This window comes from Pseudoxanthomonas sp. Soil82 (genome assembly GCF_040446535.1).
Classification (GTDB): Bacteria; Pseudomonadota; Gammaproteobacteria; order Xanthomonadales; family Xanthomonadaceae; genus Pseudoxanthomonas; species Pseudoxanthomonas kaohsiungensis.
In genome coordinates, this window is the sequence record NZ_JBEAAK010000004.1 from 422,627 (window position 1) to 449,320 (window position 26,694).

At 71.4% G+C, this 26,694-nt stretch carries 28 protein-coding genes and 1 tRNA gene; 11 read left to right on the forward strand and 18 right to left on the reverse strand.

Going from position 1 to position 26,694, the window contains the following annotated elements; all coding sequences use genetic code 11:
• Positions 1-4 precede the first annotated feature (4 nt).
• On the forward strand, positions 5-2,428 hold the full coding sequence (locus ABKA19_RS13240) for a glycoside hydrolase family 95 protein (RefSeq protein WP_353689293.1): 2,424 nt from the start codon (positions 5-7) through the stop codon (positions 2,426-2,428).
• Between the two features lie 438 nt (positions 2,429-2,866).
• Positions 2,867-4,300, forward strand: coding sequence for a sugar porter family MFS transporter (locus ABKA19_RS13245; RefSeq protein ID WP_353689294.1), 1,434 nt, complete (start codon positions 2,867-2,869; stop codon positions 4,298-4,300).
• A 189-nt stretch (positions 4,301-4,489) separates the two neighbouring features.
• On the opposite strand, the gene ABKA19_RS13250 is transcribed toward ABKA19_RS13245, so the two are convergent.
• Positions 4,490-4,564 (reverse strand) — tRNA-Glu (locus ABKA19_RS13250).
• Between the two features lie 88 nt (positions 4,565-4,652).
• Between ABKA19_RS13250 and pcnB the strand changes: the two genes are divergently transcribed.
• The 6 genes from pcnB (at position 4,653) to pgi (ending at position 10,307) form a co-directional block, all read left to right on the forward strand.
• The gene (gene pcnB / locus ABKA19_RS13255; RefSeq protein ID WP_502945787.1) at positions 4,653-5,996 is read left to right on the forward strand and encodes a polynucleotide adenylyltransferase PcnB; all 1,344 of its coding nucleotides are present in this window, start codon (positions 4,653-4,655) and stop codon (positions 5,994-5,996) included.
• Positions 5,993-6,514 carry a 2-amino-4-hydroxy-6-hydroxymethyldihydropteridine diphosphokinase gene (gene folK, locus ABKA19_RS13260; RefSeq protein WP_353689295.1) on the forward strand — a complete coding sequence of 174 codons (522 nt, stop codon included), beginning with the start codon at positions 5,993-5,995 and terminating at the stop codon, positions 6,512-6,514. The genes pcnB and folK overlap by 4 nt, the downstream gene beginning before the upstream one ends.
• A 106-nt stretch (positions 6,515-6,620) precedes the next feature.
• A complete protein-coding gene (gene panB / locus ABKA19_RS13265; protein WP_353689296.1) occupies positions 6,621-7,436 on the forward strand; it encodes a 3-methyl-2-oxobutanoate hydroxymethyltransferase in 816 nt (271 codons plus the stop codon).
• A gap of 36 nt (positions 7,437-7,472) precedes the next feature.
• Positions 7,473-8,315, forward strand: a complete 843-nt coding sequence (panC, locus tag ABKA19_RS13270) for a pantoate--beta-alanine ligase (RefSeq protein WP_353689297.1) — start codon at positions 7,473-7,475, stop codon at positions 8,313-8,315.
• Between the two features lie 97 nt (positions 8,316-8,412).
• Positions 8,413-8,793, forward strand: coding sequence for an aspartate 1-decarboxylase (gene panD, locus ABKA19_RS13275; RefSeq protein WP_162377561.1), 381 nt, complete (start codon positions 8,413-8,415; stop codon positions 8,791-8,793).
• Entirely contained in the window at positions 8,793-10,307 is a 1,515-nt protein-coding gene (pgi, locus tag ABKA19_RS13280; protein WP_353689298.1) for a glucose-6-phosphate isomerase, read from the forward strand. Before panD ends, pgi begins: the two co-directional genes overlap by 1 nt.
• Before the next feature lie 104 nt (positions 10,308-10,411).
• Here pgi and ABKA19_RS13285 read toward each other — a convergent pair whose 3' ends face one another.
• The 16 genes from ABKA19_RS13285 to ABKA19_RS13360 form a co-directional block, all read right to left on the reverse strand.
• Positions 10,412-10,687, reverse strand: coding sequence for a hypothetical protein (locus tag ABKA19_RS13285; protein WP_353689299.1), 276 nt, complete (start codon positions 10,685-10,687; stop codon positions 10,412-10,414).
• A gap of 19 nt (positions 10,688-10,706) precedes the next feature.
• Positions 10,707-11,504: a carboxylesterase family protein gene (locus ABKA19_RS13290; protein WP_353689300.1), complete on the reverse strand. Its 798-nt coding sequence runs from the start codon at positions 11,502-11,504 to the stop codon at positions 10,707-10,709.
• A gap of 161 nt (positions 11,505-11,665) precedes the next feature.
• Positions 11,666-12,517 (reverse strand): DNA ligase, encoded by an 852-nt coding sequence (locus tag ABKA19_RS13295; RefSeq protein WP_353689301.1) that lies wholly within the window; start codon positions 12,515-12,517, stop codon positions 11,666-11,668.
• 106 nt (positions 12,518-12,623) lie between these two features.
• A complete protein-coding gene (gene mgtE / locus ABKA19_RS13300; RefSeq protein WP_353689302.1) occupies positions 12,624-13,985 on the reverse strand; it encodes a magnesium transporter in 1,362 nt (453 codons plus the stop codon).
• Between the two features lie 205 nt (positions 13,986-14,190).
• Positions 14,191-15,909 (reverse strand): phosphoenolpyruvate--protein phosphotransferase, encoded by a 1,719-nt coding sequence (gene ptsP, locus ABKA19_RS13305; protein ID WP_353689303.1) that lies wholly within the window; start codon positions 15,907-15,909, stop codon positions 14,191-14,193.
• Between the two features lie 82 nt (positions 15,910-15,991).
• Positions 15,992-16,261 carry an HPr family phosphocarrier protein gene (locus tag ABKA19_RS13310; protein WP_162377568.1) on the reverse strand — a complete coding sequence of 90 codons (270 nt, stop codon included), beginning with the start codon at positions 16,259-16,261 and terminating at the stop codon, positions 15,992-15,994.
• On the reverse strand, positions 16,254-16,646 hold the full coding sequence (locus ABKA19_RS13315) for a PTS sugar transporter subunit IIA (protein WP_162377569.1): 393 nt from the start codon (positions 16,644-16,646) through the stop codon (positions 16,254-16,256). The genes ABKA19_RS13310 and ABKA19_RS13315 overlap by 8 nt, the downstream gene beginning before the upstream one ends.
• Before the next feature lie 152 nt (positions 16,647-16,798).
• Entirely contained in the window at positions 16,799-17,671 is an 873-nt protein-coding gene (gene rapZ, locus ABKA19_RS13320; protein WP_353689304.1) for an RNase adapter RapZ, read from the reverse strand.
• The gene (hprK, locus tag ABKA19_RS13325; protein WP_162377571.1) at positions 17,668-18,621 is read right to left on the reverse strand and encodes an HPr(Ser) kinase/phosphatase; all 954 of its coding nucleotides are present in this window, start codon (positions 18,619-18,621) and stop codon (positions 17,668-17,670) included. Before hprK ends, rapZ begins: the two co-directional genes overlap by 4 nt.
• Positions 18,622-18,729: 108 nt before the next feature.
• Complete coding sequence (hpf, locus tag ABKA19_RS13330; protein ID WP_162377572.1) at positions 18,730-19,047, reverse strand: ribosome hibernation-promoting factor, HPF/YfiA family; 318 nt, start codon at positions 19,045-19,047, stop codon at positions 18,730-18,732.
• Between the two features lie 71 nt (positions 19,048-19,118).
• Positions 19,119-20,573 carry an RNA polymerase factor sigma-54 gene (locus ABKA19_RS13335; RefSeq protein WP_162377573.1) on the reverse strand — a complete coding sequence of 485 codons (1,455 nt, stop codon included), beginning with the start codon at positions 20,571-20,573 and terminating at the stop codon, positions 19,119-19,121.
• Positions 20,574-20,632: 59 nt separating this feature from the next.
• The gene (gene lptB / locus ABKA19_RS13340) at positions 20,633-21,352 is read right to left on the reverse strand and encodes an LPS export ABC transporter ATP-binding protein (RefSeq protein WP_353689305.1); all 720 of its coding nucleotides are present in this window, start codon (positions 21,350-21,352) and stop codon (positions 20,633-20,635) included.
• Complete coding sequence (gene lptA / locus ABKA19_RS13345) at positions 21,352-21,885, reverse strand: lipopolysaccharide transport periplasmic protein LptA (RefSeq protein WP_353689306.1); 534 nt, start codon at positions 21,883-21,885, stop codon at positions 21,352-21,354. The genes lptB and lptA overlap by 1 nt, the downstream gene beginning before the upstream one ends.
• Positions 21,863-22,423 (reverse strand): LPS export ABC transporter periplasmic protein LptC, encoded by a 561-nt coding sequence (lptC, locus tag ABKA19_RS13350; protein ID WP_353689307.1) that lies wholly within the window; start codon positions 22,421-22,423, stop codon positions 21,863-21,865. The genes lptA and lptC overlap by 23 nt, the downstream gene beginning before the upstream one ends.
• Positions 22,420-22,989, reverse strand: a complete 570-nt coding sequence (locus ABKA19_RS13355; RefSeq protein WP_162377576.1) for a KdsC family phosphatase — start codon at positions 22,987-22,989, stop codon at positions 22,420-22,422. Before ABKA19_RS13355 ends, lptC begins: the two co-directional genes overlap by 4 nt.
• A gap of 25 nt (positions 22,990-23,014) precedes the next feature.
• Complete coding sequence (locus ABKA19_RS13360) at positions 23,015-24,034, reverse strand: KpsF/GutQ family sugar-phosphate isomerase (protein WP_353689308.1); 1,020 nt, start codon at positions 24,032-24,034, stop codon at positions 23,015-23,017.
• Between the two features lie 65 nt (positions 24,035-24,099).
• Here ABKA19_RS13360 and ABKA19_RS13365 point away from each other — a divergent pair, with 65 nt between their 5' ends.
• From ABKA19_RS13365 to ABKA19_RS13375, 3 genes are read left to right on the forward strand one after another with little or no spacing between them, the layout of a single operon-like run.
• Positions 24,100-24,330 carry a BolA family protein gene (locus ABKA19_RS13365; protein ID WP_136260146.1) on the forward strand — a complete coding sequence of 77 codons (231 nt, stop codon included), beginning with the start codon at positions 24,100-24,102 and terminating at the stop codon, positions 24,328-24,330.
• A gap of 32 nt (positions 24,331-24,362) precedes the next feature.
• A complete protein-coding gene (murA, locus tag ABKA19_RS13370) occupies positions 24,363-25,637 on the forward strand; it encodes a UDP-N-acetylglucosamine 1-carboxyvinyltransferase (RefSeq protein WP_162377578.1) in 1,275 nt (424 codons plus the stop codon).
• On the forward strand, positions 25,637-25,954 hold the full coding sequence (locus tag ABKA19_RS13375; RefSeq protein ID WP_353689309.1) for a hypothetical protein: 318 nt from the start codon (positions 25,637-25,639) through the stop codon (positions 25,952-25,954). Before murA ends, ABKA19_RS13375 begins: the two co-directional genes overlap by 1 nt.
• A 51-nt stretch (positions 25,955-26,005) precedes the next feature.
• On the opposite strand, the gene ABKA19_RS13380 is transcribed toward ABKA19_RS13375, so the two are convergent.
• Positions 26,006-26,692, reverse strand: a complete 687-nt coding sequence (locus tag ABKA19_RS13380) for a DUF3108 domain-containing protein (RefSeq protein WP_353689310.1) — start codon at positions 26,690-26,692, stop codon at positions 26,006-26,008.
• Positions 26,693-26,694: the final 2 nt, after the last annotated feature.

Sequence of the window (26,694 nt, forward strand, 5' to 3'; positions counted from 1 at the left end):
GCGGATGGACCTGACCCGGCGCGACCTGCTCAAGGCGGCGGCCGCCGCTGGAACCGGTGCCCTGGCGGGCATCGGCGCCGGCAATGCCGTGGCGGCGACGGGCGCGACGGGCGCTGCGCGAGCGGACTCCACGCGGCCTGCCGCTGCGGTGGTTGGTGCCGGCACCGAACCGCTGCGGCTGTGGTACCGGCGCCCCGCCACGCAATGGGTCGAGGCGTTGCCGCTGGGCAACGGCCGGCTCGGTGCGATGGTGTGGGGCGGTGGCAGGTACGAGCGGCTGCAGCTCAACGACGACACGCTGTACGCCGGCGGGCCCTACGACCCGACCCCGCCGGATGCGCTGGCCGCGCTGCCGGAAGTGCGCCGGCTGCTGTTCGCCGGCCGCTACGTCGAAGCCCAGGCGCTGGCCAACGCTACGATGATGGGGCGGCCGAAGAAGCAGATGCCCTACCAGCCGCTGGGCGACCTGCGGCTCGACTTCCTCGAGGTCTCCGACGTCAACGGCTACCGGCGCGAGCTGGACCTGGACCGCGCGCTGGCGACCAGCACGTTCGAGTCCGGGTGGAAGCTGCACCACCGGCGCGAGGCTTTCGTGTCGGCCGTGGACCAGTGCCTGGCGGTGCGCCTGTCCGCCAGCCAGCCCGGTCGCGTGCGGGTGCGGGTCGGCCTGGGCAGCGACCATGCCCAGGCGTCCGTCACCGCCGACGGCGACGCTGGCCTGTTGCTGCGGGGGCGCAGCGGCGATGCCTTCGGCATCGAGGGCCGGTTGCCGTTCGCCGCGCGCCTGAGGGTGGTGGCGACGGGGGGCGACCTGCGCCGGCGCGGCGAGGGCATCGAGGTGGAAGGTGCCGACGAGGTCGTGCTGCTACTGACCGCCGCCACCGGTTTCCGCCGCTTCGACGACATCGGCGCCGATCCCGACGCCATCACCCGCGCGCAGCTGGAGGCGGCCGCGCGCAAGTCCTGGGACGAGCTGCTGGAAGCGCACGTGGCCGCGCACCAGCGCCTGTTCCATCGCGTCGCGATCGACCTGGGCCGCACGCCCGAGGCGGTTGCCACGCTGCCTACCGACGAGCGCGTGGCGCGCTTCGCGGACGGGGGCGATCCGGCGCTGGCCGCGCTGTACCACCAGTTCGGGCGCTACTTGCTGATCTGCTGTTCGCGGCCCGGCACCCAGCCGGCCAACCTGCAGGGCATCTGGAACGACCTGCTGTCGCCGCCGTGGGAGAGCAAGTACACGATCAACATCAATACCGAGATGAACTACTGGCCTGCCGAGGCCAACGCGCTGGGCGAGTGCGTGGAGCCGCTGGAGCGGATGGTCGCCGAACTCGCCGAGGCTGGCGTGCAGACCGCGCGGGACATGTATGGCGCACCGGGCTGGGTCGTGCACCACAACACCGACTTGTGGCGGCGCACCGCGCCGATCGACGGGGCCGAGTGGGGCCTGTGGCCGACTGGCGGAGCCTGGCTGCTGCAGCACCTGTGGGACCGCTGGGACTACGGGCGCGAGCCGGGCTACCTGCAGAAGGTCTGGCCGCTGTTCAAGGGGGCGGCGGAGTTCTTCGCCGCCACCCTGGTCGAGGATCCGAATACCGGTGCGATGGTCACCGCGCCGTCGATCTCGCCGGAGAACGAGCATCCGTTCGGCGCCGCGCTGTGCGCCGGGCCGTCGATGGACGCGCAACTGCTGCGCGACCTGTTCGGCCAGTGCATCGAGATCGCCGGCCGGCTCGGGGTCGACGCGGCGCTGGCGCAGCGGCTGGCGGCGTTGCGCGACCGCTTGCCGCCGCACCGGATCGGCCGGGCAGGGCAGTTGCAGGAGTGGCAGCAGGACTGGGACATGGACGTGCCGGAGATCCACCACCGCCATGTCTCGCACCTGTACGCGCTGCATCCGTCCAGCCAGATCAACGTGCGCGACACACCCGGGTTGGCCGCCGCCGCTCGCCGCTCGCTGGAGATCCGTGGCGACGATGCCACCGGCTGGGGCATCGGCTGGCGGCTGAACCTGTGGGCGCGGCTGGGCGACGGCGAACATGCCTGGAAGGTACTGGCGATGCTGCTCAGTCCCTCGCGCACCTATCCCAACCTGTTCGACGCCCACCCGCCGTTCCAGATCGACGGCAACTTCGGCGGCACCGCCGGCATCACCGAGATGCTGCTGCAGAGCTGGGGCGGCAGCGTGTTCCTGCTGCCCGCGCTCCCCGGCGCCTGGCCGGAGGGTCGCGTGCAGGGCCTGCGGGTGCGTGGCGCGGCGGGCGTGGACCTGGAGTGGGCGGACGGGCAACTGCGCCGGGCGCGGATCGCGAGCGACCGCGGCGGGCGATACCGGATCGAGTACCGCGGACAGGCCGTGGACCTGGAGCTGGCGCCAGGCCAGGCGGCCGGGTTGGCCTGGCGTGGCGGGAGGTTGCAGCGGGCGTGACCGTGGCCGGGACGGGCGCGGTCACAGGACCGGCCGGCCCGGCTCGAAGAGGCTGCGCGCACCTCGGACCGCCCGGCGATTTCCGGGTGCGTTCCATGCTGCAGCGCCGCGGCGGCCCGCCCTGGGCAGCCATGGGTCTTCGCTCGCCCTGGACCGCGGCCGACGGCTGACACATTCACCTGGAACGGATGACGACAGCGCTGCCATTGAGGGTAAGCTGTGCCGCGCCAGTCCGCTCGACGGGGCTGCGCCGCGGGGGCCGGCGACACGAAATGGTCGCCGCCGCCGCACCGCGGCACCGGGGGATCCGTGAGGGCGGGTCCGTGCGTTTGAGGGGTCCGCAGTCGCGGGCAGTTGGGGCGGTCCGCGAGGGCGGACCGTGGGGGAGGGCGTACCGGCGTGCCGGTGCGGAAGACCAATACGACGACAAGGGTTCGAATGAGCAGTCCATCCATCACCGGCCAGTCGGCCGCGCACAGCGGGGAGAACACCCGCTTCATCATCCTGATCAGCCTGGTCGCCACCATCGGCGGCTTCCTGTTCGGCTACGACAGTGGCGTCATCAACGGCACGGTCGACGGCCTGAAGCTGGCCTTCGGTTCCGATGCGGCGGTCACCGGCTTCAACGTGGCCTCGATGCTGCTGGGCTGCGCGATCGGCGCTTGGTTCGCCGGCACCCTGGCCGACCGCTACGGCCGCCGCACCATGCTGCTGTGGTCGGCGGTGTTCTTCCTGGTGTCGGCCTGGGGTTCGGGCATCGCCACCTCGTCGCTGGAATTCGTGGTCTACCGCGTGATCGGCGGCTTCGCCGTCGGCGCGGCCAGCGTCATGGCCCCGGCCTACATCAGCGAGGTCGCCCCGGCGCGCTACCGCGGCCGCCTGGCCACCGTGCAGCAGATCGCGATCATCTCCGGCCTGTTCTTCTCGTTCCTCAGCAACTACCTGCTGGCCAGGATGGCCGGTGCGTCGACCGAGGTGCTGTGGTGGGGCTTCGAGGCCTGGCGCTGGATGTTCTGGGCCGAGATCCTGCCGGCGGCCCTGTTCCTGGTCGCGCTGTTCTTCATCCCGGAGAGCCCGCGCTACCTGGTGGCGCGCGGCCTGCGCGAACGCGCCTCGTCGGTGCTGGCGCGCCTCTATGGCGCGGTCCAGGGCGAGCGCACGCTTGTTGAGATCGATGCGTCGCTGGCCAAGGACCACCATCGTCCGCGGCTGTCGGACCTGGTCAACAAGGCCACCGGCAGGATCCGCCCGATCGTGTGGGTCGGCATCGGCCTGGCGACGTTCCAGCAGTTCGTCGGCATCAACGTGGTGTTCTACTACGGCGCGGTGCTCTGGCAGGCGGTCGGCTTCTCCGAGAACGACGCGCTGCTGATCAACGTGCTGTCCGGCGCGTTGAGCATCGGCGCGTGCCTGGTGACCGTGGCCCTGGTCGACAAGGTCGGGCGCAAGCCGCTGCTGTGGGTCGGCTCGGTCGGCATGGCCATCAGCCTGGCGCTGGTCACCTGGGCGTTCGCGACCGGCGGCCTGGACGCGGCCGGCAAGCTGCAGCTGACGCCGTCGATGGGCACCCTGGCGCTGGTGGCCGCCAATGTCTACGTGATCTTCTTCAACGTGTCCTGGGGCCCGGTGATGTGGGTGATGCTGGGCGAGATGTTCCCGAACCAGATCCGCGGCTCGGGCCTGGCCGTGGCCGGACTGGCGCAGTGGACCGCCAACTTCCTGATCACCTGGACCTTCCCGATGCTGCTGACCGGCATCGGCCTGGCCGGCGCCTACGGCATCTACACGGCGTTCGCCGTGCTGTCGGTGTTCTTCGTGCTGCGCTTCGTGCACGAGACCAAGGGCAAGGAGCTGGAGCAGATGGAGGGTTGAGTGCCTTCCGGGCGGCCCGGTGGTCCACGCCGCCGGGCTGCTCCGGACGGAACCGGGGGCGTCTTCACGCGGACCGGCCCGACCCCGGGGCCGGTCCTCCGGGCAGTCCGCCCAGATCGGGCCACCTGGCCCGGAAAAACAAAAAAGCCCCGCGATGCGGGGCTTTTTCTTGTGCTTCAGCCGGCGAAGTGGCGCTCCCTAGGGGACTCGAACCCCTGTTTTAGCCTTGAGAGGGCCACGTCCTAACCACTAGACGAAGGGAGCGTTGCAGGTGTCGCCGGCGAAGGCGCGCTAGTATATTCACGCGCCCGGCGGACGGCAATCCGGCCGGACCGGTCCCGTTCACGGAAGCATGCCCATCAATCCGCACCCCCTCCCGCACCCCGTCCTGCGCAGCATTCCGCGCGAGCAGCACGTCATCTCCCGCCGGGATATCAGTCCCAACGCACTGCGCGTGCTCTATCGCCTGCGCGAGGGCGGCTTCGGCGCCTACCTGGTCGGCGGGGCCGTGCGCGACCTGCTGCTGGGCCTGCACCCCAAGGATTTCGACGTCGCCACCGACGCCACGCCCGAGCAGGTCAAGTCGCTGTTCCGCAACTGCCGCCTGATCGGCCGGCGCTTCCGCCTGGCCCACGTGGTCTACGGCCGCGAGATCATCGAGGTGGCCACCTTCCGCGCCAACAGCGACGACGGCAGCGGCGACCGCGAGCTGGAGGACGGGCGCCTGGTCCGCGACAACGTCTACGGCACGATCGAGGACGACGCGATCCGCCGCGACTTCACTTGCAACGCCCTGTACTACGCGATCGAGGACTTCTCGGTGCGCGACTACGTCGGCGGCTACGAGGACGTGCAGGCCCGGGTCATGCGTCTGATCGGCGACCCGGAGACCCGCTACCGCGAGGATCCGGTGCGCATGCTGCGCGCGGTGCGCCTGGCGGCCAAGCTGGACTTCACCATCGAGCCGGCCACCGCCGCGCCGATCCCGCTGCTGGCGCCGCTGCTGGGCGAGGCCGCGCCGGCGCGCCTGTTCGAGGAAATGCTCAAGCTGTTCCTGTCCGGGCATGCGGTGGCCAGCTTCGAGCGCCTGGAGGCGCACGGGCTGCTGGGCGCGCTGCTGCCGGAAACGGCCGCCGCGCTGCGTTCCAACCGCAGCGGCGCGCTGCGGCGCATGCTCGTCCAGGGCCTGGCCAACACCGATGCGCGGGTGGCGGCCGACGAACCGGTCTCGCCGGCGTTCCTGTTCGCGCTGCTGCTGTGGCCGGCCTATTGTCGTGCCCTGGCCGGGCTGCAGGCGCAGGGCATGCATGCCGAGGAGGCGCAGCGCCGCGCCGCCGACCGGGTGACCCTGCACCAGGTGCAGACGATCGCGCTGCCCAAGCGCTTCTCGCTGCCGATGCAGGAGATCTGGCTGCTGCAGCAACGCTTCTCCTCGCGCCAGCGCAAGCGGGTATTCCGCCTGCTGGCCAACCCGCGGTTCCGGGCCGCCTACGATTTCCTGGTCCTGCGCCTGGCCGCGTCCGATTCGCACGCCGCCGACGTGGAGTTCTGGCGGCAGGCCCAGCTCAGCTCCGGCGACGAGTTGTCGGCGAACCTGGAAGCGGCCGGTGCGGCGGGCGATGGCGAGGGCGACGACGCGCCCACGCGCCGTCGCCGCCGTCGCCGTCGCCGGCCGGCCACCGCATCGGCCGAATGACCGCCGCGCTCGACGGCGTTCGCGCCTGCATTGGCCTGGGCGCCAACCTGGGCCAGCCGACGCTGGCCCTGCGGCATGCCGCCGACGCGCTGGCTGCGCTGCCGGAAACGCGCCTGCTGGCGCTTTCCCGCTTCTACCGGACCCCGGCCTGGGGCCGCGTGGACCAGCCCGATTTCATCAACGCCGCTGCGCTGGTGCATACCCGCCTGGCGCCGGAGGCCCTGCTCGAGTCGCTGCTGCGGATCGAGCGCGAGGCCGGCCGCGAACGCGGGCCGGAGTCGCGCTGGGGGCCACGGGTGCTCGACCTCGACCTGCTGCTCTACGGCGGCCAGGTGATCGACCGGCCCGGCCTGCGGGTGCCGCATCCGCACCTGCACGAGCGCGCGTTCGCCCTGGTGCCGCTGGCCGAGGTCGCCGCCGCCGAACCCTTCCCCGGCCATGGCACCGTGGCCGAGGCGCTGCGTGCGATCGACGGCACGGGCGTGGAGCCGGTGCAGGGTGTGGCTGGAATGGACTGATCCGGCCGCCGGGCGGGCGATGGCCTGTCCTTTGCCGGTCCCTGGGCGATAATGCCGGGCTTGCCGGACCGGCCGCGCGCCGCAGGCCCCCCACGAGATGCCGCCGATGAGCGTACATGCCGAGCAGAAGCCCTGGACCGTGCCATCGCTGGCCGAAGCCAAGCGCCAGGGCCGCCGACTGGCGATGCTGACCGCCTACGACGCCGGCTTCGCCCGGGTGCTGGATGCCAATGGCATCGACCTGGTCCTGGTGGGCGATTCGCTGGGCATGGTCGTGCAGGGGCACGGCTCGACCCTGCCGGTCACGGTGGCCGACATGGCCTACCACACCGCCGCGGTGGCGCGGGTGCTGAAGCGGGCCCTGCTGGTATCCGACCTGCCGTTCCAGTCCGATGCCACCCCCGAGCGCGCGCTGGATGCGTCGGTGGCCCTGCTCCAGGCCGGCGCGCAGATGGTCAAGCTGGAAGGCGCCGGTCACAAGCTCGAGGTGGTCCGCTTCCTGGCCGCACGCGACATCCCCGTCTGCTCGCACCTGGGCCTGACCCCGCAGTCGGTGCTCAAGCTGGGCGGCTTCAAGGTGCAGGGGCGCGAAGAGAAGGCCGCCGCGCAGCTGCTGGCCGATGCGCAGGCCGCGGTCGAGGCGGGCGCTTCGTTGCTGGTGCTCGAATGCGTGCCGACCCCGCTCGCGCAGAAGATCACCGCCGCCGTCTCAGTGCCCACCATCGGTATTGGCGCCGGCCCGCATTGCGACGGCCAGGTGCTGGTGCTGCACGACTTCCTCGGGCTGGACAGCGGCCACCGCCGCCCGCGCTTCGTCAAGGACTTCCTCGCCGAAGGCGGTTCGGTCGCCGGCGCGGTGCGCGCCTATGCCGATGCCGTGCGCGACGGCAGCTTCCCCGATGCCGCCCACGCCTACGCCTGAGCCCACGCGCCGCTCCACGCCGAGACCAACCGGATCATGATCGAAACCATCACCGAACTGGCGGCGCTGCGCGAGCGCGTGCGTGGCTGGCGGCGCGACGGCCTGCGGGTGGGCTTCGTGCCGACCATGGGCAACCTGCACGCCGGCCATTATTCGCTGGTCATGCTGGCCCGGCAGTACGCGGACCGCGTGGTGTCGAGCGTGTTCGTCAACCCGACCCAGTTCGGGCCGAACGAGGACTTCACCCGCTATCCGCGGACGCCCGATGCCGACACGGCCGGCCTGGAGGGCGCCGGCTGCGACGTGCTGTGGCTGCCGACGGTGGAATCGATGTATCCGTTCGGCGTGGAGCTGGCCTCGCGCATCCGCGTGCCCGGCGTGAGCGCGGTGCTGGAGGGCGAGTGCCGGCCGGGCCATTTCGACGGCGTGTGCACCGTGGTCAGCCGCCTGTTCAACCAGGTGCAGCCGGACGTGGCCGCGTTCGGCAAGAAGGACTACCAGCAGCTGGCGGTGATCCGGCAGCTGGTCGCCGACCTGCAGTTCCCGATCGAGATCCTCGGCGGCGGCATCGTGCGCGAGGCCGACGGCCTGGCCATGAGTTCGCGCAACCAGTACCTGGGCGCGGACGATCGCCCGCGCGCGGCCACCATCCACCGCGTGCTGCGCGACATGCGCGAGGCGCACCTGGCCGGCGCGCCGCGCGCGGTGGTGCAGGCGCAGGCGGCCGAACAGCTGCGCCAGGCCGGCTTCGTGGTCGACTACGCGACCCTGCGCCGGCCCGACCTGTCCGAACCGCTGGACGGCGAAGCCGGGCCGAAGGTCGCGCTCGTCGCCGCGCGGCTGGGTGCGACCCGGCTTATCGACAACCTCGAGTTCTGAGCCGGCATCCGCCGGTGGCCATCGCGCGATGCGCGCCATCGTTTCCAGTGCAACGCCTGCCGCGTTGCTACCATCCACGAAAGAATTGGACGTCCCGATGCACCTGACCCTGCTGAAAGCCAAGATCCACCGCGCCACCGTCACCCACTCCGAACTCAACTACGAAGGCTCGGTGGCGATCGACGGCCTGCTGCTCGATGCCACCGGCATCCGCGAGTTCGAGCAGGTGCATGTGTGGGACGTCACCAATGGCAGCCGCTTCACCACCTATGCCATCCGCGCCGACGAAGGCAGCGGGATCATCTCGCTCAATGGCGGCGCCGCGCGCCACGTGCAGGTGGGCGACCTGGTGATCATCGCCGCGTTCGCCCAGCTCGACGCCAACGAAGCCGCCACGTTCAAGCCCGACCTGGTCTACGTGGACGCCGGCAACCGCATCACCCACACCAACCACTCCATCCCCAAGCAGGCCGCCTGATGTCCGCATCCGCTTCCGGTTTCGACGATCTCCAGTCCCACGCCGCGCGCCTGTCCGGCGCCAGCATCGCCGGGCTGCTGAAGGACGAGCCGGGGCGGATCGAAGCGCAGGCCCTGCAGGTCGGGCCGCTGTACGCGACCTTCGCCCGCCAGCGTTACGACGCCCGGGCGTGGGAGGCGCTGCTGGCGCTGGGCCGGCAGCGCGACCTCGCCGGGGCGTTCCGGCGGCTGTTCGATGGCGAGAAGATCAATGTCACCGAAGGCCGCGCCGTGCTGCACACCGCGCTGCGCGGCGACCTGTCGCAGGCACCGGCCGCGCGCGAGGCCCATGCCGTCGCGGCGGAGGTGCGCCAGCGCATGCGCGGCCTGGTCGAGGCGCTGGCGGCGAGCGACGTCACCGACATCGTCAGCGTAGGCATCGGCGGCTCGGACCTGGGGCCGCGGCTGGTGGTCGACGCCCTGCGCGGGCCGCTGCCGGGCCGCTTCCGGGTGCACTTCATTTCCAACGTCGACGGCGCCGCCGCGCAGCGCGTGCTCGCGCCGCTGGACCCGAAGCGCACCGCCGCGATCTTCATCTCCAAGACCTTCGGCACCCAGGAAACGCTGCTCAACGGCGCGATCGTGCGCGACTGGCTCGGCGGCAGCGAGCGCATCTACGCGGTCAGCGCCAACCCCGGGCGCGCCGCCGCGTCGTTCGACATCGCCGCCGAGCGCGTGCTGCCGATGTGGGACTGGGTCGGCGGCCGCTATTCGCTGTGGTCGGCGGTCGGCTTCCCGATCGCGCTGGCGATCGGCATGGACGGCTTCGAGGAGTTGCTCGCCGGCGCGGCGCAGTTCGATGCGCATGCGTTGCAGGCGCCGCTGGAGTCCAACCTGGCCGTGCGCCACGGGCTGGCCGCGGTGTGGAACCGCAATGCGCTGGGCCTGGCCTCGCACGCGGTGATGACCTACGACCAGCGGCTGGCCCTGCTGCCGGCCTACCTGCAGCAGCTGGTGATGGAATCGCTGGGCAAGCGCGTGCGGCTGGACGGCAGCCCGGTCGCCGCCGATACCGTGCCGGTGTGGTGGGGCGGGGCGGGTACCGACGTGCAGCACAGCTTCTTCCAGGCCCTGCACCAGGGCACCGGGATCGTGCCGGCCGATTTCGTCGGTACCGTGCGCAACGACGATCCGTATGCGGCCAACCACGAGGCGCTGCTGTCCAACCTGCTGGCGCAGACCGAAGCGCTGGCCAACGGCCAGGACAGCGGCGATCCGCACAAGGTCTATCCGGGCGGGCGGCCGAGCACGACGATCCTGCTCGACGCGCTGACGCCGCAGTCGCTGGGCGCGCTGCTGGCCATGTACGAGCACAGCGTCTACGTGCAGTCGGTGGTGTGGGGCATCAATGCGTTCGACCAGTTCGGCGTGGAGCTGGGCAAGCAGGTCGCAAATACGCTGCTGCCGGCGTTGCGCGGCGAGTCCAAGGCCTCCGACCCGGTGACCGCAGCGCTGATCGCGCGCCTGCGCGGCTGACGCGTGGAGCGGGGCTTGCCCCGCTGCTCCCGACCGGGACGCCCGCGGAGCAGCCGGGCAAGCCCGGCTCTACGGGCAGGTGGGCGGATTACGCCGGACGCGGGTCAGCTGCGGGGACGGCCCTGCAGGTACTCCTCCAGCAGGGCCAGCTGCCCGATCGCCTCCGGGTGGCCCGCTGCGGCCGCCTCGCGCACCCGCGCCAGGTCGGGATGGCGGACCACCAGCAGGATGTCCTCGCACCGCGGGCACAGGTACTCGCTGAGGTCCTCGTGCGGCTGCAGGCTCATGTCGCGGCTGTCGCCACGCCATTCGCAAGCGGCGCATTCCACCGCGCGCGTGCGCCAGCCGGGCTGGAAGTAGTCGTCGATCAGGTCGGGCATCGCGTGTTCCGGGCGTCGGTCAGCGCCGCTGGGCGAACAGCCACGCCCACATGGCAGGATCGGAGTAGGTGGCGTCCCAGGCGTTGTGGTTGCCGTCGGGGTATTCGGTGTAGCGGAAGTCGGCGCCGACCGCCTGTGCGGCGCGGTGCAGCCTGCGGTCGTCCTCCGCCGGGACCAGGTCGTCGCGGGCGCCATGGAACAGCCAGGCCGGAACGTGCTTCAGGCGCGATGCCAGTGCGGTGTACGGGTCGGCCTCGCCGGCGACTGCGGTCACGAACAGGGTGGGCCGCTCCGCACGCGGCGGCTTAACGCCGCCACAGACCGGCACCAGCGCGGCGAAACGCTGCGGCGCGGCCAGCGCCACCTCCCAGGTGCCGTAGCCGCCCATCGACATGCCGGTGGCATAGGTGCGCGCCGGGTCGCCGCCGAATTCGGCGCTGGCCGCATCGAGCGCGGCCAGCGCCATGCGCGCGTTGCTGCCCATCCACTCCTCGCCGCGGGGCACCTGCGGGAATACCACCAGGGCCGGAAAGGCATCCATGTCCCGGCGCAGCCAGTTGCCCAGGCCGGCCGTGGCCTGCGCCTGGCCGTCGCTGCCACGTTCGCCCGAACCATGCAGGAACAGCACCACCGGCAGCGGCGCCTGGTGCGTCGACGAGGGTACGAACACCGCATAAGGGTAGCGGCGGCCCTCGTGCACGAGTTCGCGGTCGACGAAGTGGCCGGCACGCGCAGGAGGCGCGGCGGCATGCGCGGGAAGCACCGGCAGGAACAGTGAAAGGATGGCGGCGAGGATCAGGACGGGATTCGGGCGCATCGCCTTGGCGTGGGGACGGTCGAGGACGCCAGCATAGCCGCCGGCACACTCCGCGGCGGTGAAGCAGGGCGCCGGCAGGCGTTGGCGCCACTCCAGCGGATGCATGCAGGGAGGCAGTGCTGTCGCATGGAAGGGCATTCGTGCCTGGCGCGAGGGGTGGTTCAGCGGAGCGGATCCGGCGGCGGCAGCTCGTCGCGCACGCGCACGAAGCGGGCGAAGCGTGGCAGGCCGTTGGAGGTCAGCCCGTTGTAGCGGTAGGTCAGCCACGTGCCCACCGGTGGCGGGTCGCCGCGTTGTGCGTCGGTGAAGCCGCTGCCGATGCGGAACTGCCGGCCGTCCGCGGTGCGGACCTGCACCGCGCCCAGCCGCCCGGCGTACTTGCCCTGCCCGGGGTGGTGCGCGACCACCTGCGCCTCGGCATCCTGGTAGGGCTTGTACTTGAGCAGGTCGTCGCTGCGACCGGCGCGGTACAGCGCAGCGCCGCGGTGGAGCACCAGCCCTTCGCCGCCGGCGGCGACCACGCGGGCGAGTTCGGCATCGAGTTCGGTGGCGGACCCGAAATGACGCTGTGGGATCATCGCCAGCGTCGGCGAGCCGGCGGCCGCCACCAGCCGGCGCATGCGCACGACCCGCCCGGTGAACGGCCCCGGGTGCGCGGGCAGGTCGAACACCATGAACCGCACTCCGCGCCAGGCGCGTGGGTCGGCGTCGAGGCGACGGACGAGGGCGCTCACCTCGTCGAAGCGGCCGCGCCCGAGCCACAGTTCGCCCTCCATCGGCTCGCCCGGCCAACCGCGCGTGAAGCCGGGTGGGGGAGTGACCGGCGCACCGCCCCGGGTCCACAACCGCTGGCCGTCCCAGCGGCCACGCACGCCATCGAGCTTCTCGCTGACCAGGAACTCCGGCACCGCGACGCCGTGCCGGTACGACGTGGCCAGCATCGGCGCGGTCGCGGGTGCGGGCAGCACCGGCCAGGCCAGGAAGCACAGCAGGACCAGCAGCAAGGCGCGCATGACAGCGTTCGCGGAGGATGGACCCGCAGCTTCGCCCAGGCGGACTGCGTCCGCGCTCGGCGCGGAGCGGTGGTACGCGTAGGAAAAAGCCCCGTGCCGGGCCGAGTCAGTGCAGCAGGATCAGCGTGGCCAGGCCCAGGAAGCAGAAGAAGCCCATCACGTCGGTGACCGCGGTGACGACCACCGTGCCGGCCACGGCCGGGTCGATGTTCATGCGCTTGAGCAGCAGGGGCAGGAGGACGCCGGCGCTGGCGGCGGCGCAAAAGTTCAACACCAGGGCCAGGGCGATCACCAGCGACAGCAGCGGGCTGTGGAACCAGAGGAACGCGATGATCCCGACGATGCCGCCGATCAGGATGCCGTTGATCAGGGCCACGCGGAGCTCCTTCCAGAGCAGGATCCTGGCATTGCTCGGGCCGACCTGGCCCAGGGCCAGGCCGCGCACCATCAGCGTGAGCACCTGCACCGCGGCGTTGCCGCCGATGCCGGCCACGATCGGCATCAGCACCGCCAGGGCGACGATCTTCTGCAGGGTCACCTCGAACTGCCCGATCACGCTGGCCGCCAGGAACGCGGTGAACAGGTTGATGCCCAGCCAGACCACGCGACCGCGCACGGCGCGCCTGACCGGCGAGAACAGGTCCTCGTCCTCGTCCAGGCCGGCCGCGCCCAGGGCCTGGTGCTCGGCCTGCTCGCGGATGATGTCGACCACGTCGTCGATGGTGATGCGGCCGAGCAAGATGTTGTTGTCGTCCACCACCGGCGCCGAGACCCAGTCGTGGTCGGAGAACTGGCGCGCCACTTCCTGCGCGCCTTCGCCCACGTCGATGGCCGGCTGTTCGTCATCGATCAGGCGGTTGATCGGGGTGGAATCCTCGTGCGTGACCAGCGACGCCAGCGACACCCGGCCCAGGTACTGGTGGCGGCGGCTGACCACGTACAGGTGGTCGGTGTGGTCGGGCAGCTCGCCGCGCAGGCGCAGGTAGCGCAGCACCACGTCGACGTTGACGTCGGCGCGCACGGTGACCACGTCGGGGTTCATCAGGCGGCCGGCGCTGTCCTCGGGGTAGGACAGCACCTGCTCCAGGCGCTCGCGGTTCTCGCGGTCCATCGACTTGAGGACCTCGTCGATGACCGTGTCGGGCAGGTCCTCGACCAGGTCGGCCAGGTCGTCGATGTCCAGGTCCTCGACCGCGGCGACCAGCTCGTCCGGGTCCATGTCCGCGATCAGGCTCTCGCGGACCTCGTCGCCGACGTGCAGCAGCACCTCGCCGTCGTCTTCGGCGTCGACCAGGCCCCAGACGACCTCGCGCTTGCCCGGCGGCAGCGACTCGAGCAGGTTGCCGATCTCGGCCGGGGCCAGGGTGTTGACCAGCCGCCGCACCGGGCCCAGCCGGCCGCTGTCCAGCGCATCGGACAGCAGGCGCAGCTGGCGCGCGGTCTTGTCGTGGCGGACGGCTTCGGCCATGCGCGTCTCCGGTGGCGGGCGGGTGCCGCGGTGGAGGTGCGCGGCGGGTCAGGCGTTCATGGCCGCCATTATCGCCCGCATGCGCCGCCTTGTGTAGGAGCCGCTTGCTGGCGACCGGGCGCGGAACCATGAAGGCGTCGCCTGTGCCGACGGCGCCAGTGTCGCGGGCGCTTTTCCACGGACGGATGTCCGGTCTCCCCGGCTCCTACCGGGACACCGCTTCCTGCAGCCAGCGCTCGATCGCGTTGCGGTCGCGGGCCTGCAGCAGCTTGCCGGCCCGTTCGCGCAGGCTGTCGAGCCGGCATTCGCGGATCGCGCGACGCAGCTCGAGCAGGCTCGCCGGATGCAGGCTGAACTCCCTGAGTCCCATCGCCAGCAGCAGCGGCGCCAGGCGGGTGTCTCCCGCCATCTCGCCGCAGACCGCCACCGGCGTGCCCGACTGCGCGCCGGCGCCGATCACGTGCGCGAGCAGCCGCAGCACGCCTGGATGCAGCGGCGAGTACAGGTCGCCGAGTGCGTCGTTGTTGCGGTCCACCGCCAGCAGGTACTGGACCAGGTCGTTGGTGCCGATCGACATGAAGTCGACCGCGTCGACCAGGCCATGCACGCCGATGGCAGCGGCCGGCACCTCGATCATCGCGCCCAGCGGCGGGGTCTCGACCACCACGCCCCGGCGTTTCACCGCGGCCACCGCGCGGCGCAGGCGCCGGCGTACCAGCAGCACCTCCTCGCGGCAGCTGACCATGGGCACCAGCACGCGCACCGGTCCGTAGGCGGCAGCACGGGCGATGGCGCGCAGCTGCGTGTCGAACACCTGGTCGTACAGCAGCGACAGGCGCACGCCGCGCACGCCCAGCGCCGGGTTGTCCTCGTTGGCCAGGCTCAGGCCGGTGCGGTCGGCCTTGTCCGCGCCCAGGTCCAGGGTGCGGAAGGTCACCGGCCGCCCGCTCATGCCCAGCACCGCGTCGCGGTAGACCTGGAACTGTTCGTCCTCGTCGGGCAGCTCGTTGCGCTGCAGGAACAGGAACTCGGTCCGGTAGAGGCCGACCCCGGCCGCGCCCAGCGCGTGCGCGCGGGCCACGTCCTCGCGGGATTCGGCATTGGCGTAGAGGGCGACGTCGACGCCGTCGCGGGTACGCGTGGGCTTGCTGCGCAGGCGTTCCAGGTCGCGCCGCGCGCGCGCGTCCTGCTGTTCGCGCTGCTGGTAGCGGCGCAGGTCGGCCGCGTCGGGGTCGACCACGACCTCGCCGGTCTCGCCGTCGACCATGACCACGTCGCCGTCGTTGATCCGGGCGAGCGCCTCGGCGGCGCCGACGACCAGTGGCAGGTGCAGGCTGCGGGCGAGGATGGCGCTGTGCGAGAGCGGGCTGCCGGCGGCCGAGACGATGGCGACTACGCCCTGGGCCTGCAGCTGCGCCAGCTCCGACGGGGCGACGTTGTCGCATACCAGCACCTCGCCGGCGGTGCCGCGGGGCAGGGGCTCGCGCCGCTGCAGGTGCGCGTTGATCCGGCCGATGATGTGGTCGAGGTCGTCGAGCCGGCTGCGCAGGTAGGGGTCGTCCATCTGCTCGAAGACGGCGGCCAGGCGGTCGCGCTGCACGCGCAGGGCGTAGCCGGCGGAGTAGCGCTCCTGCCGGACCAGCGTTTCCAGGGCCTGGACCAGTTCCGGGTCGTCGAGCAGGAGCGCGTGCAGGTCGATGAACTCGACTGCTTCCTTGGACAGCGCGCCCTGCAGCTTCTCGCGCAGCGCGCGCATCTCCGCGCGCGCCGCCTCCAGCGCATCATGCAGGCGCTGCGCTTCCGCATCCGCCTGCGCCGCGGGGACGCGCTGCTCGGCCATCTCCAGCGCGTGCGGCAGGCGCACGCGGGCGCGGCCCAGGGCGAGGCCGCGCGAGGCGCCATGGCCGGCGAAGTCGTGCCTCATGGCGTTGGCCCGGCGCTTCCGGCCGTGGCGGCGATGCAGGGACGGCGCGACCGAGCGCGTGGCAGCCCCGGCGCGCCCATGCTCAGGCGTCCTCGTCGAAACGGCGCTCGAACAGGGACGCTATGGCCTCCATCGCTTCGGCCTCGTCCACTCCGTCGGTGCGTACGGTCACCGGGGTGCCCTGGCCGGCGGCGAGCAGCATCACGCCCATGATGCTCTTGGCGTTGACCTCGCGCCCCTTCGCCTGCAGGGTCACGCCGCAGCGGAACGGCGCCAGTTCCTGCACCAGCTTGGCGGTGGCCCGGGCGTGGAGGCCGAGGCGGTTGGAGACGGTGAGTTCACGTTCAAGCATCGTCGATGATCGCTCCATTGCGAGTGCCTGCCGCCGCCGTGGCGGGCAGGTGGTCCAGTCCCTGTTCCGGATAATTCATGACCCGCAGCAGCATCGGCAGGCTCAGTGCCGCCACCCGCCGCACCGGCGTGCCCAACCGGGCCACCTTCGCGGCCAGGTTGCTGGGGCTGGCGCCGTACAGGTCGGTCAGCACCAGCACGCCGTCCCCGTCGTCGACCCGGCGCAGCGCCGCGGAAGCGGCCGGCAGCAGCTGTTCCAGATCCGCATCGAAGGGCACTTCGAACGCTTCCGTCCGCAGCGGCAGGTTGCGCAGCAGGGTGGTTGCGACCGCCAGGACCGCGCTGCCGACGCCGGGGTGGGTGATCAGGAGAATGCCACAGGCCATGGCGGAAAGTTAACAGAGCGCTATGACCGCCGGGTAGAGCGGGGCTTGCCCCGCTGCCGGCCGGCCCGGTGCCACAGGGGAGGCGGGGCAAGCCCCGCTCTACGGGGACGCGCGTCGGCCGGCGCCGGTGGCGCAGATCCCGGTCCGCCCGGTCAGTCCTGCTCGCGGTGGTAGGTGGCCACTTCGTCCCAGCCCTGGGTCCGGGCATGGGCCGCCAGCCGCTCGGCCAGGTAGACCGAGCGGTGCTTGCCCCCCGTGCAGCCGAAGGCCACGGTGACGTAGGCCCGGGTCTCGTTGCGCAGCCTGGGCAGCCAGGTGTCGAGGAAGCCGGCGACCTGGCCGACGTACAGCGTCACGTCCGGCTGCGCGTCGAGGTAGTCGCGGACCCGGCCGTCGCGTCCGGTCAGCGGCCGCAATTCAGCGTCCCAGTGCGGGTTGGGCAGCACCCGCGCGTCGAACACGAAGTCGGCCTCTTCCGGCACGCCGCGACGGTAGGCGAAGGACTCGAACAGCAGCGACAGCCCCGGGCTGTGCTCCAGGGCGAAGCCGGTGATGACCTGGCGCCGCAACTGGTGCACGTTGAGCGTGCTGGTATCGATGACGGTATCCGCTTCCTGTCGCAGCGGCGCGGTCAGCTCGCGCTCGCGGGCCAGCGCCTCGGGCAGGGACAGCCCCAGCCGGGTGAGCGGGTGCCGGCGCCGGGTGTCGGCGAAGCGGCGCAGCAGCACCTCGTCGCTTGATTCGAAATACAGCAGGCGCGCGTCCACGCCGAGGGATTCGGCGGTCGCGCGCCACTCCGACAGCCGGCTCAGGTCGCTGTGCCGGCTGCGCACGTCGATGCCCACCGCCATCCGCGGCGGCAGCCCGTCCTCGCGGATCATGCTGCGCACGAACGCAGGCAGCAGCTCCACCGGCAGGTTGTCGACGCAGTAGTAGTCCAGGTCCTCGAAGGTCTTGAGCGCGACCGATTTGCCCGACCCGGACAGGCCGCTGACGATCACCAGGGTGGGGCGGGCGCCGTTCACGAGCCGCGCCGCTCGAGCAGGTTGCTGTGCCGGGCGATGAACATCGCCGCCGGGTCGATGCCCTTGGTGCGCAGGATGTGCAGGCGGGTGGCCGCCTCGGTCAGCACGGCCAGGTTGCGGCCGGGCATGACCGGCAGGGTGATCAGCGGCACGTCCAGGTCCAGCACGTGGCGGGTGCCCGAATCGCCGGTCAGGCGCTCGTAGCCGTGCGGGTTGGGCTCGGTCATCGGCCGGGTCAGGTGCACGATCAATCGCAGGTACTTGTTCTTCTTCACCGCCGTGTCGCCGAACATCTCGCGCACGTTGAGCACGCCCAGCCCGCGCACTTCCAGCAGGTCCTGCAGCAGCTCGGGGCAGGTGCCGTCGAGAACGTCCGGTGCGATCTGGGTGAACTCGGGGGCATCGTCGGCGACCAGGCGGTGGCCGCGGCTGAGCAGCTCCAGCGCCAGCTCGCTCTTGCCCGATCCGGCTTCCCCGGTGATCAGCACCCCGATCGAGTAGATCTCCATGAACACCCCGTGCAGGGTCACCCGCGGCGCCAGGTGGCGGGCGAGGTGGTAGGAGAGGTGGTTGAGCAGCTCGTGCCCGCGCTTGGGCGACACCCACAGGGGGGTGTCGCTTTCCTCGGCCGCCGTGCGCAGGTCTTCGGGGCAGGACTGGTTCTTGCTGATCACCAGCGCCAGCGGACGGAACTGGGTGATCTTCTCGATCGTCTCCCAGCGCAGGCGCGCGTCAAGCGAATCGAGCCACGCCAGCTCCTCGCTGCCGAGGATCTGCACCTTGTTCGGGTAGACCGCATTGAGGTAGCCGGCCAGCGAGGGGCGGCGCGCATTGGTGTCGCCCGATTCGATCCCGCGGTTCTCGCCCTTGCGGCCGGCCAGCCAGCGCAGGCCGAGCTTTTCCTGCTGCTGTTCGAACAGCTCGCGCGCGGTGATGCTGGCGTTCCTCATGCAGCCCGGCCTCGTCGATGGGGACGGGGCGATTGTCGCGCAAATGCGGCGTCCGTGCCGGCGGCGCGCGGCGGCCGGCACGGAGCGGGGGTGGGCAAAGGGCGCCGGTCAGAGTGCGTCGGTGACCACCCGCGGGGCGTGGTGGTCCTGCTGCTTTTCCTTGTGCTTGAGGATGAGCCGGTCGAGCTTGTCGGCCAGCAGGTCGATCGCCGCGTACATGTTCTCGCCTTCGGCGTCGGCGTGCAGGGTCTTGCCGGGCACCGTCAGGTTGGCCTCGGCGTGGTGGGCCGGCTTGCGCAGCCCCAGCTGGACGCGGACCTGGATGGGCTGGTCGAAATGGCGGTCGAGGCGCTGCAGCTTCTCCTCGACGTACTCGCGCAGGGGCTGGGTGACTTCAAGCTGCTGCCCGTACGTTTCGATGCGCATCATGTACCTCCTTGGTCGTTGCCGCGAATGGCGGCTCCGCCCCAGGCGGGCGTTTCGGTCGTGCGTGCCGCTCAGCCGATCCGGACCCGCTCGTGCGAAGCCGAGATGTTCATGGCCTCACGATACTTCGCCACGGTCCGCCGCGCCACCGGGATACCGGCCTGCTTCAGCAGGTCGGCCAGCTTGGCGTCAGACAACGGCTTGCGCGGGTTCTCGTCGTCTATGAGACGGCGGATCATCGCCTGGATCGCGGTACTGGAGGCCTCGCCACCGCCCTCGGTGTCGATGCCGGACGCGAAGAACGCCTTCAGTGGCAAGGTCCCGCGCGGGGTGCGCACGTACTTGCGCGCGATCGCGCGCGAGACCGTGGATTCGTGCAGGCCGACTTCGCCGGCGATCTCGCGCAGGGTCAGCGGGCGCAGCGCCTGTTCGCCGAACTCGAGGAAGCCGGCCTGCATCCGCAGCAGGCAGCGCATCACCTTGAGCAGGGTCTCGCCGCGCGCCTCCAGGCTCTTGAGCAGCCAGCGCGCTTCCTGCAACTGGGTGCGCAGGTAGCCGGCGTCGCTCTCGCCGCAGCGGCGGATCATCTGCTCGTAGCCTCGGTGGATCGACACCCGCGGCATCGCCTGCTGTGACAGCGCGACCTTCCACACGCCGCGCTGGCGCCAGACCACGCAGTCGGGGATCACGTAGTTGTCCGGGTCCACTTCGCCGACCTGCTTGCCCGGGCGCGGGTCGAGCGAGCGCACCAGCTGCACCGCCTGTTCGACCTGGTCGATCGGGCTGCGCAGTTCCTGGGCGATGCCGGCGATGCCGCTGCGCGGCAGGCGTTCCAGCGGCCCGTCGACGATCCGCAACGCCAGCGCCCGGCCGGGCGTGCAGTCCGGCAGTACTTCCAGCTGCAGGCGCAGGCATTCGCCGAGATTGCGCGCGCCGATGCCGACCGGGTCGAAGCGCTGCAACTGGTGCAGCACGGTCAGGATCTCGTCCTCGCCGGCCACGGTTTCCGGCAGCAGGGTCTCGGCAATGGCCGACAGCGGTTCGCGCAGGTAGCCGTCCTCGTCCAGCGCGTCGATCAGCGCCGCGCCGATCCGGCGGTCGCGCTCCGACAGGGGCGACAGATGCAGCTGCCACAACAGGTGGTCGCCCAGGCTTTCCGGCTCGGCCATGCGCTCGGCGGCACCTTCGCGGTCGTCGTCGGAACCGCCGCCGCCACCGCTGCCGCTGCCGACCCCATCCCAGCTGGCTTCGTCCGGGGTCCAGTCTTCGCCGTCGCGGTCGTCGCGGCTGCTGTCGCCGGCGTCGTCCGCGCCGCTGGCCCCGCTGCCGGGGGACGTGCCATCGACCGGGGTGGGCGCGTCGTACGGCGCGTCCTCGGTCCATTCCAGCAACGGGTTGGTCTCGATCGCCTCGGCGACCTCGGCCTGCAGTTCGAGGGTGGACATCTGCAACAGGCGGATGGCCTGGCGCAGCTGCGGCGTCATGACCAGTTGCTGTCCCAGCGATGTCTGCAGCCGTGCCTTCATGTCCCTGCCAGTAGTGGGGCGACGGGACTGCCGGCAAGGGGATGTTCCCCCCGGGGGGGTTACAGGCGGAACTCATCCCCCAGGTAGACCCGGCGCACGTCCGGATCGGCCAGCAGCGCGTCCGGCGCCCCCTGCGCCAGTACGCTTCCCTCGGCGAGGATATACGCACGGTCGCAGATTCCCAAGGTCTCGCGCACGTTGTGGTCGGTGATCAGCACGCCGATGCCGCGGTTCTTGAGGTGGGTCACGATGCGCTGGATCTCCCCGACCGAGATCGGGTCGACGCCGGCGAAGGGCTCGTCCAGCAGCATCAGCCGCGGTTTGGCGGCCAGCGCGCGGGCGATCTCGCAGCGGCGGCGTTCGCCGCCGGACAGGCTGGCGCCGAGCTGGTCGGCGACGTGGCCGATCTGCAGTTCGTCCAGCAGCGAGGACAGCTCGCGCTCGATCCCTTCGCCGTCCAGGTCCTGGCGCAGCTCCAGCACCAGGCGCAGGTTGTCGGCCACGGTGAGCTTGCGGAACACCGAGGCTTCCTGCGGCAGGTAGCCCACGCCGAGGCGGGCGCGCGTGTACATCGGTTCGGAGGTGATGTCGCGGCCATCCAGGACGATCCGGCCGGCATCGGCGGCCACCAGGCCGACGATCATGTAAAAGCAGGTGGTCTTGCCGGCGCCGTTGGGGCCGAGCAGGCCGACCACTTCGCCCGCGTCCAGGGTCAGGCCGAACTCCCTGACCACCTCGCGCTGCCTGTACTTCTTGCGCAGGCCTTCGGCGACGAGCATCAGTTGCTTCCCTTGGCCGGGGCCGCGGCGCGCGGCTGGATGACGGTGCGCACGCGGGTGCCGTCGCCGCCGCTCTGCATCTGCCCGGTGCCCATGTTGTAGACCATCCGCTGGCCGCTGTTGCTGCCGCGCGGCGACTCGATGTTGAAGTTGCCGGTCAGGGTCAGCAGGTCCTTGGGCGGCTCGAAGACGATGCGGTCGGCGCGCGCGTTCATCATCGTGCCGTCGTCCATCTGCTGCTTCATCGTCGCCTGCTTGCCGGTGAGGATGACCTGGGCGATGTCGCCGTTGCTGCGCACGATCTCCGCGCGGTCCGCCCGGATCTCCAGCGTGCCCTGGACGATGACGACGTTGCCGTTGAACACGCAGCGCGAGTTGGCGTCGGCCTGGTTGCAGACGGACGCGTCGGCGTCCAGCGTCATCGGCTGGTCGCGATCGGAGGTCTTGGCCAGCGCCAGCGCGGGCAGCACGACGGCCGACAGGAGGGTCGCGGCCAGGAGGCGGCGCAGGTCAGCGGCGCGAAGAGGGTTCATAGCGGGTCTTGACTTGGGAGAGGAACTTGTACCGCTGGGTCCGCAGGTTGGCCTCGAAGCCTACGCCGGTCTGCATGATACCCGGCTGGGTCAGGGTGACGCGGTCGTCGGTCCGGGCCAGGTGCTTGTCCGGCAGCAGCTCCAGCCGGTCGGTGCGGAGGGTGGTCGGCACCGGGTGGCCTTCGGCGCTGTCGCCTTTCACATTACCTTCGAGCCTTGCCAGGCTGCCGTCGGAATTGACCCAGCCCTGGTCGGCCGCCAGCCGCCAGCCGCCGTCCTCGCCGGGCATCAGGAACAGCGGCTGGAGGATGGCCAGGCTTTGGTCCTCGCGATTGCGCTGCAGTTCCGGCGCCTGCAGCCGCACCGATTCGATGCCGTCCTTGCCGAGCATCGCCATCTCGAAATCGCGCAATACGTAGTCGGACCGCTCCGTGACGTCGGCTTGCGGTTCGCCGCGGTCGCGCCGGTTCCAGGCCAGCCAGCCGGTGGCCACGGCCGCCACCAGGAGCGCCAGGCCCAGCAGCTTGCGCCAGCTCATGCGCGGGATCCGTCGCGCGAATGGGCCGCGCCTGCCAGGATCGCGGGCACGTGGCCCTGCGCGGCCAGCAGCACGTCGCAGACTTCGCGGACCGCGCCCTCGCCGGCGCGCGCCCGGGTGCGCCAGTGCACGATCTCGGCGATCCACGGGTGGGCGTTGGCCGGCGCGACCGACAGGCCGGCCACGCGCAGGCAGTCCAGGTCCGGCAGGTCGTCGCCGACGAAGGCGGTGCGCTGGCGGTCCAGGCCATGGCGCGCGGCCAGCTCGTCCATGCAGGTCAGCTTGTCCTTGACCCCGATGAAGGTCTCCAGGCGCAGGTCGTCGCCGCGCCGCTTCGCGGCCTGGCTGTTGCGGGCGGTGATCAGCGCGACATGGATGCCGAAGCGCCGCAGCTGTGTCAGCCCCTGGCCGTCCAGGACGTTGAAGGACTTGATCTCGCGGCCGTCGCCGTCGAAGTACAGGCGCCCGTCGGTCAGGGTGCCGTCCACGTCCAGGCAGACCAGGCCGATGCGCGCGGCGCGTTCGCGGATCTGGGCATCGACGTGGGCGAGGGGATCGTAGGGCACGGGGGGTCCTGTTGCGGATGGGCCGTTAAACCACGCGCGCGCGCAACAGGTCGTGAATGTTGAGCGCGCCGACCGCGCGGCCGTCGGCGTCGACCACGACCAGGCCGTTGATGCGGTGCTGCTCCATCAGGTGCGCCGCCTCGGTGGCCATCTGCCCGGCGCGGACGGTCCGTGGGTTGCGGGTCATGACCTCGGCGATCGGGGTCTGGCGCACGTCCACGCCCTGGTCGAGCGCGCGGCGAAGGTCGCCGTCGGTGAACAGGCCCAGCAGCCTGCCGCCGTCGTCGACGACCGCGGTCATGCCCAGGCGCTTGCGGCTCATCTCAACCAGCGCTTCGGCCACGCTGGCGCCGGCATCGACCCGGGGCAGGGCATCGCCGCCGTGCATGACGTCGTCGATGTGCAGCAGCAGGCGGCGGCCGAGGCTGCCGGCCGGGTGCGAGCGGGCGAAGTCGTCGGCGGTGAAGCCGCGCGCCTCGAGCAGCGCCACCGCCAGCGCGTCGCCCAGGGCGAGGGTGGCGGTGGTGCTGGACGTGGGCGCCAGGTGCAGCGGGCAGGCTTCGGCGGGCACCGACACGTCCAGGTGCACGTCGGCCTCGCGCGCCAGCGTCGACTGCGGCCGGCCGGTCATCGCGATGACGGTGTTGCCCTGGCGGCGCAGCGCCGGCAGCAGCATCAGGATCTCGTCGGACTCGCCCGAGTAGGAAATCGCCAGGACCACGTCGGCGTCGGTGATCATGCCCAGGTCGCCGTGGCCGGCCTCGCCGGGATGGACGAAGAACGCCGGGGTGCCGGTGGAGGCCAGGGTGGCGGCGATCTTGCGCGCGATGTGGCCGGACTTGCCCATGCCCGTGGCGACCACGCGGCCACGCCCGGCCATGACCAGCGCGCAGGCGCGGGCGAACTCCCCGCCGATGCGTTCGCCGACGGCGGCCAGCGCCTGGCGCTCGATCTCCAGCACGCGGCGGCCGCTGGCGGCCAGGCTGGCCGGGGTCGGTGCCGGTGTGGTCGGTGCGGTGGCGGCCGTCTGGGGCGGCTGGCTCATGCGGGCTCGGTCCGGGGCGGCCGGATTCGCTAGAATGCGGGGCTTCATTCTAGGCCAAGCGATCCATGGACGCCGACACCATCCGCCGCATGATCGAGGACGGCCTGCCGGGCGCCCGCGCCCAGGTGCAGGGCGACGACGGCGTGCACTTCGAGGCGACCGTGGTCGCCGAGGCCTTCCGCGGCAAGCTGCCGCTGGCCCGCCACCGCATGGTCTACGCGACCCTGGGCGAGCTCATGGGCGGGGCGATCCACGCCCTGGCCCTGAAGACCGTCACCCCCGACGAGACGGCCTGAGCCGCCGCGCCGCCACCCCAATCGGATTGCAGATGCAGAAGATCGTTGTCACCGGCGGCGCGCCGCTCCAGGGCGAAGTCGTCATTTCCGGCGCCAAGAACGCCGTGCTCCCCATCCTGTGCGCGACCCTGCTGGCCGATGCGCCGGTGGAGATCCTCAACGTCCCGCACCTGCACGACGTGGTCACCACGATCAAGCTGCTCAGCGAGCTCGGCGCCGGGGTCGAGTTCGACCAGGGCACGCTGGCGCGCGGCAGCAGCCTGGTGGTCGATCCGCGCAGCGTCAACCAGCACGTGGCGCCCTACGAGCTGGTCAAGACCATGCGCGCCTCGATCCTGGTGCTCGGCCCGTTGCTGGCCCGCCACGGCGCCGCGGAAGTCTCGCTGCCGGGCGGCTGCGCGATCGGTTCGCGCCCGGTCGACCAGCACATCAAGGGCCTGCAGGCGCTGGGCGCGGAGATCACGGTCGAGAACGGCTTCATCAAGGCCAGGGCGCAGCGGCTGAAGGGTGCGCGCTTCGTCTTCGACATGGTCACCGTGACCGGCACCGAGAACGTGATGGCCGCCGCGACCCTGGCCGAAGGCACCACCGTGCTCGAGAACGCGGCGATGGAGCCGGAGGTCGTCGACCTGGCCGATTGCCTCAACGCGTTGGGCGCGCGGATCGAAGGCGCGGGCACGTCGCGCATCACCATCCACGGCGTCGAACGCCTCAGCGGCGGCCGCCACGCCGTGCTGCCCGACCGGATCGAAACCGGCACCTTCCTGGTCGCCGCGGCCATGACCGGCGGCCGCGTGACCGCGCGCAAGGCGCGACCGGACACCCTGGACGCGGTGCTGGTCAAGCTGGCCGAGGCCGGCGCCGAGGTCACCACGACCGCGGACAGCATCACCGTGGACATGCATGGCAAGCGGCCTCGGGCGGTGAGCCTGACCACCGCGCCGTATCCGGCGTTCCCGACCGACATGCAGGCCCAGTTCATGGCGCTCAACTGCGTGGCCGAGGGCGTGGGCGTAATCAGCGAAACGATCTTCGAAAACCGCTTCATGCACGTCAACGAGCTGCTGCGCCTGGGCGCGGACATCCAGATCGACGGGCACACGGCGATCGTGCGCGGCAACGAGCGCCTGAGCGGCGCGCCGGTGATGGCGACCGACCTGCGCGCGTCGGCGTCGCTGATCCTGGCCGGGCTGGTGGCCGAGGGCGAGACCACGATCGACCGCATCTACCACCTCGACCGCGGCTACGAGAACATCGAGGAGAAGCTCGGTGCGCTGGGCGCCAAGATCCGCAGGATCACCGGCTGATGCTGCTCAAGGGCAAGCTGACGCCGCGCCGCAAGCTGCTGCTGGCGATCATGGCGGTGCTGCTGCTGGCCGTGGCCTGGGCCGGCTGGGCCGGGATGGCCGCCACCCGCGGCATCGAGACCGCGGACATGGACTGGAACGAGGACGGCACGGTCACCCGCACCGAGATCGCGCAGTCGCTCTACGCGGTCACCGCCAGCCGCGAGCGGCAAGGCCGGCGGGAGTGCACCACCTTCCGCTGGTACCGCAGTGGCGAGGTGATCCGGGTCGACTGCAGGACCGTGTTCGACACGGGCACTCCGGCCGGCGGTCGGTAACCGCGGGTTTCCGCCGACGCCGCATGGATGGCGTCGAGAAGGAGCCGCGCTTCAGCGCACCGACTTCACCGTGAGGTCGACCGTGTCGATGCCGTTCTCGCGCTGCAGCACCCGCGCCGGCACCGGCATGCCCGGCACCAGCCACACGTACATCTCGCGCTTGTCGGTGCGGCGGACGACCTTGGTGGCCTGCTTGCTGGCGCCATCCACGGTGACCGCTTCCTTGCCGACGACCTCCCACTGCATCTGCCGCACCCGGCCCTCGTCGACCATGCGGTAGCTCAGCGGCTTGCCGTCGGCCAGGTCGCGGGTGACCGCGAGGTTGATCAGCAGCGCATCCATGTCGCCGGGCTGCAGCTTCACCGGGCCGCGGCGCTCGGGCTTGACGTCGCCGCTCCAGGTGGCCTGGCCGGTTTCCCAGTCGTAGGTGGCATCGACGTTCTTCTTCTTCATCAGTGCCGCGGCGCGATCGCTGCTGCTGAGCGGACGCAGCCGGCCCTGGTGCTCCTCGAACACCGTGCTCTGGCTCAGGCTGCCGAGCTGGTTGCTGATGTCGAGGCTGTACTTCCAGCGGTTCTCGCCTTGGGCGGCCAGGGTCATGCTGCCGGTGGCCTGCATGCCCAGGTAGCGGGCCTGGTAGTCGGCGGTGAACGGCTCCAGGCTGGCGGCATGCGCGCTGGTGCCGGCCGCTGCCAGCAATACGGCCAGGGCCGGGGCGAATCGGATACGTCCACTCATCG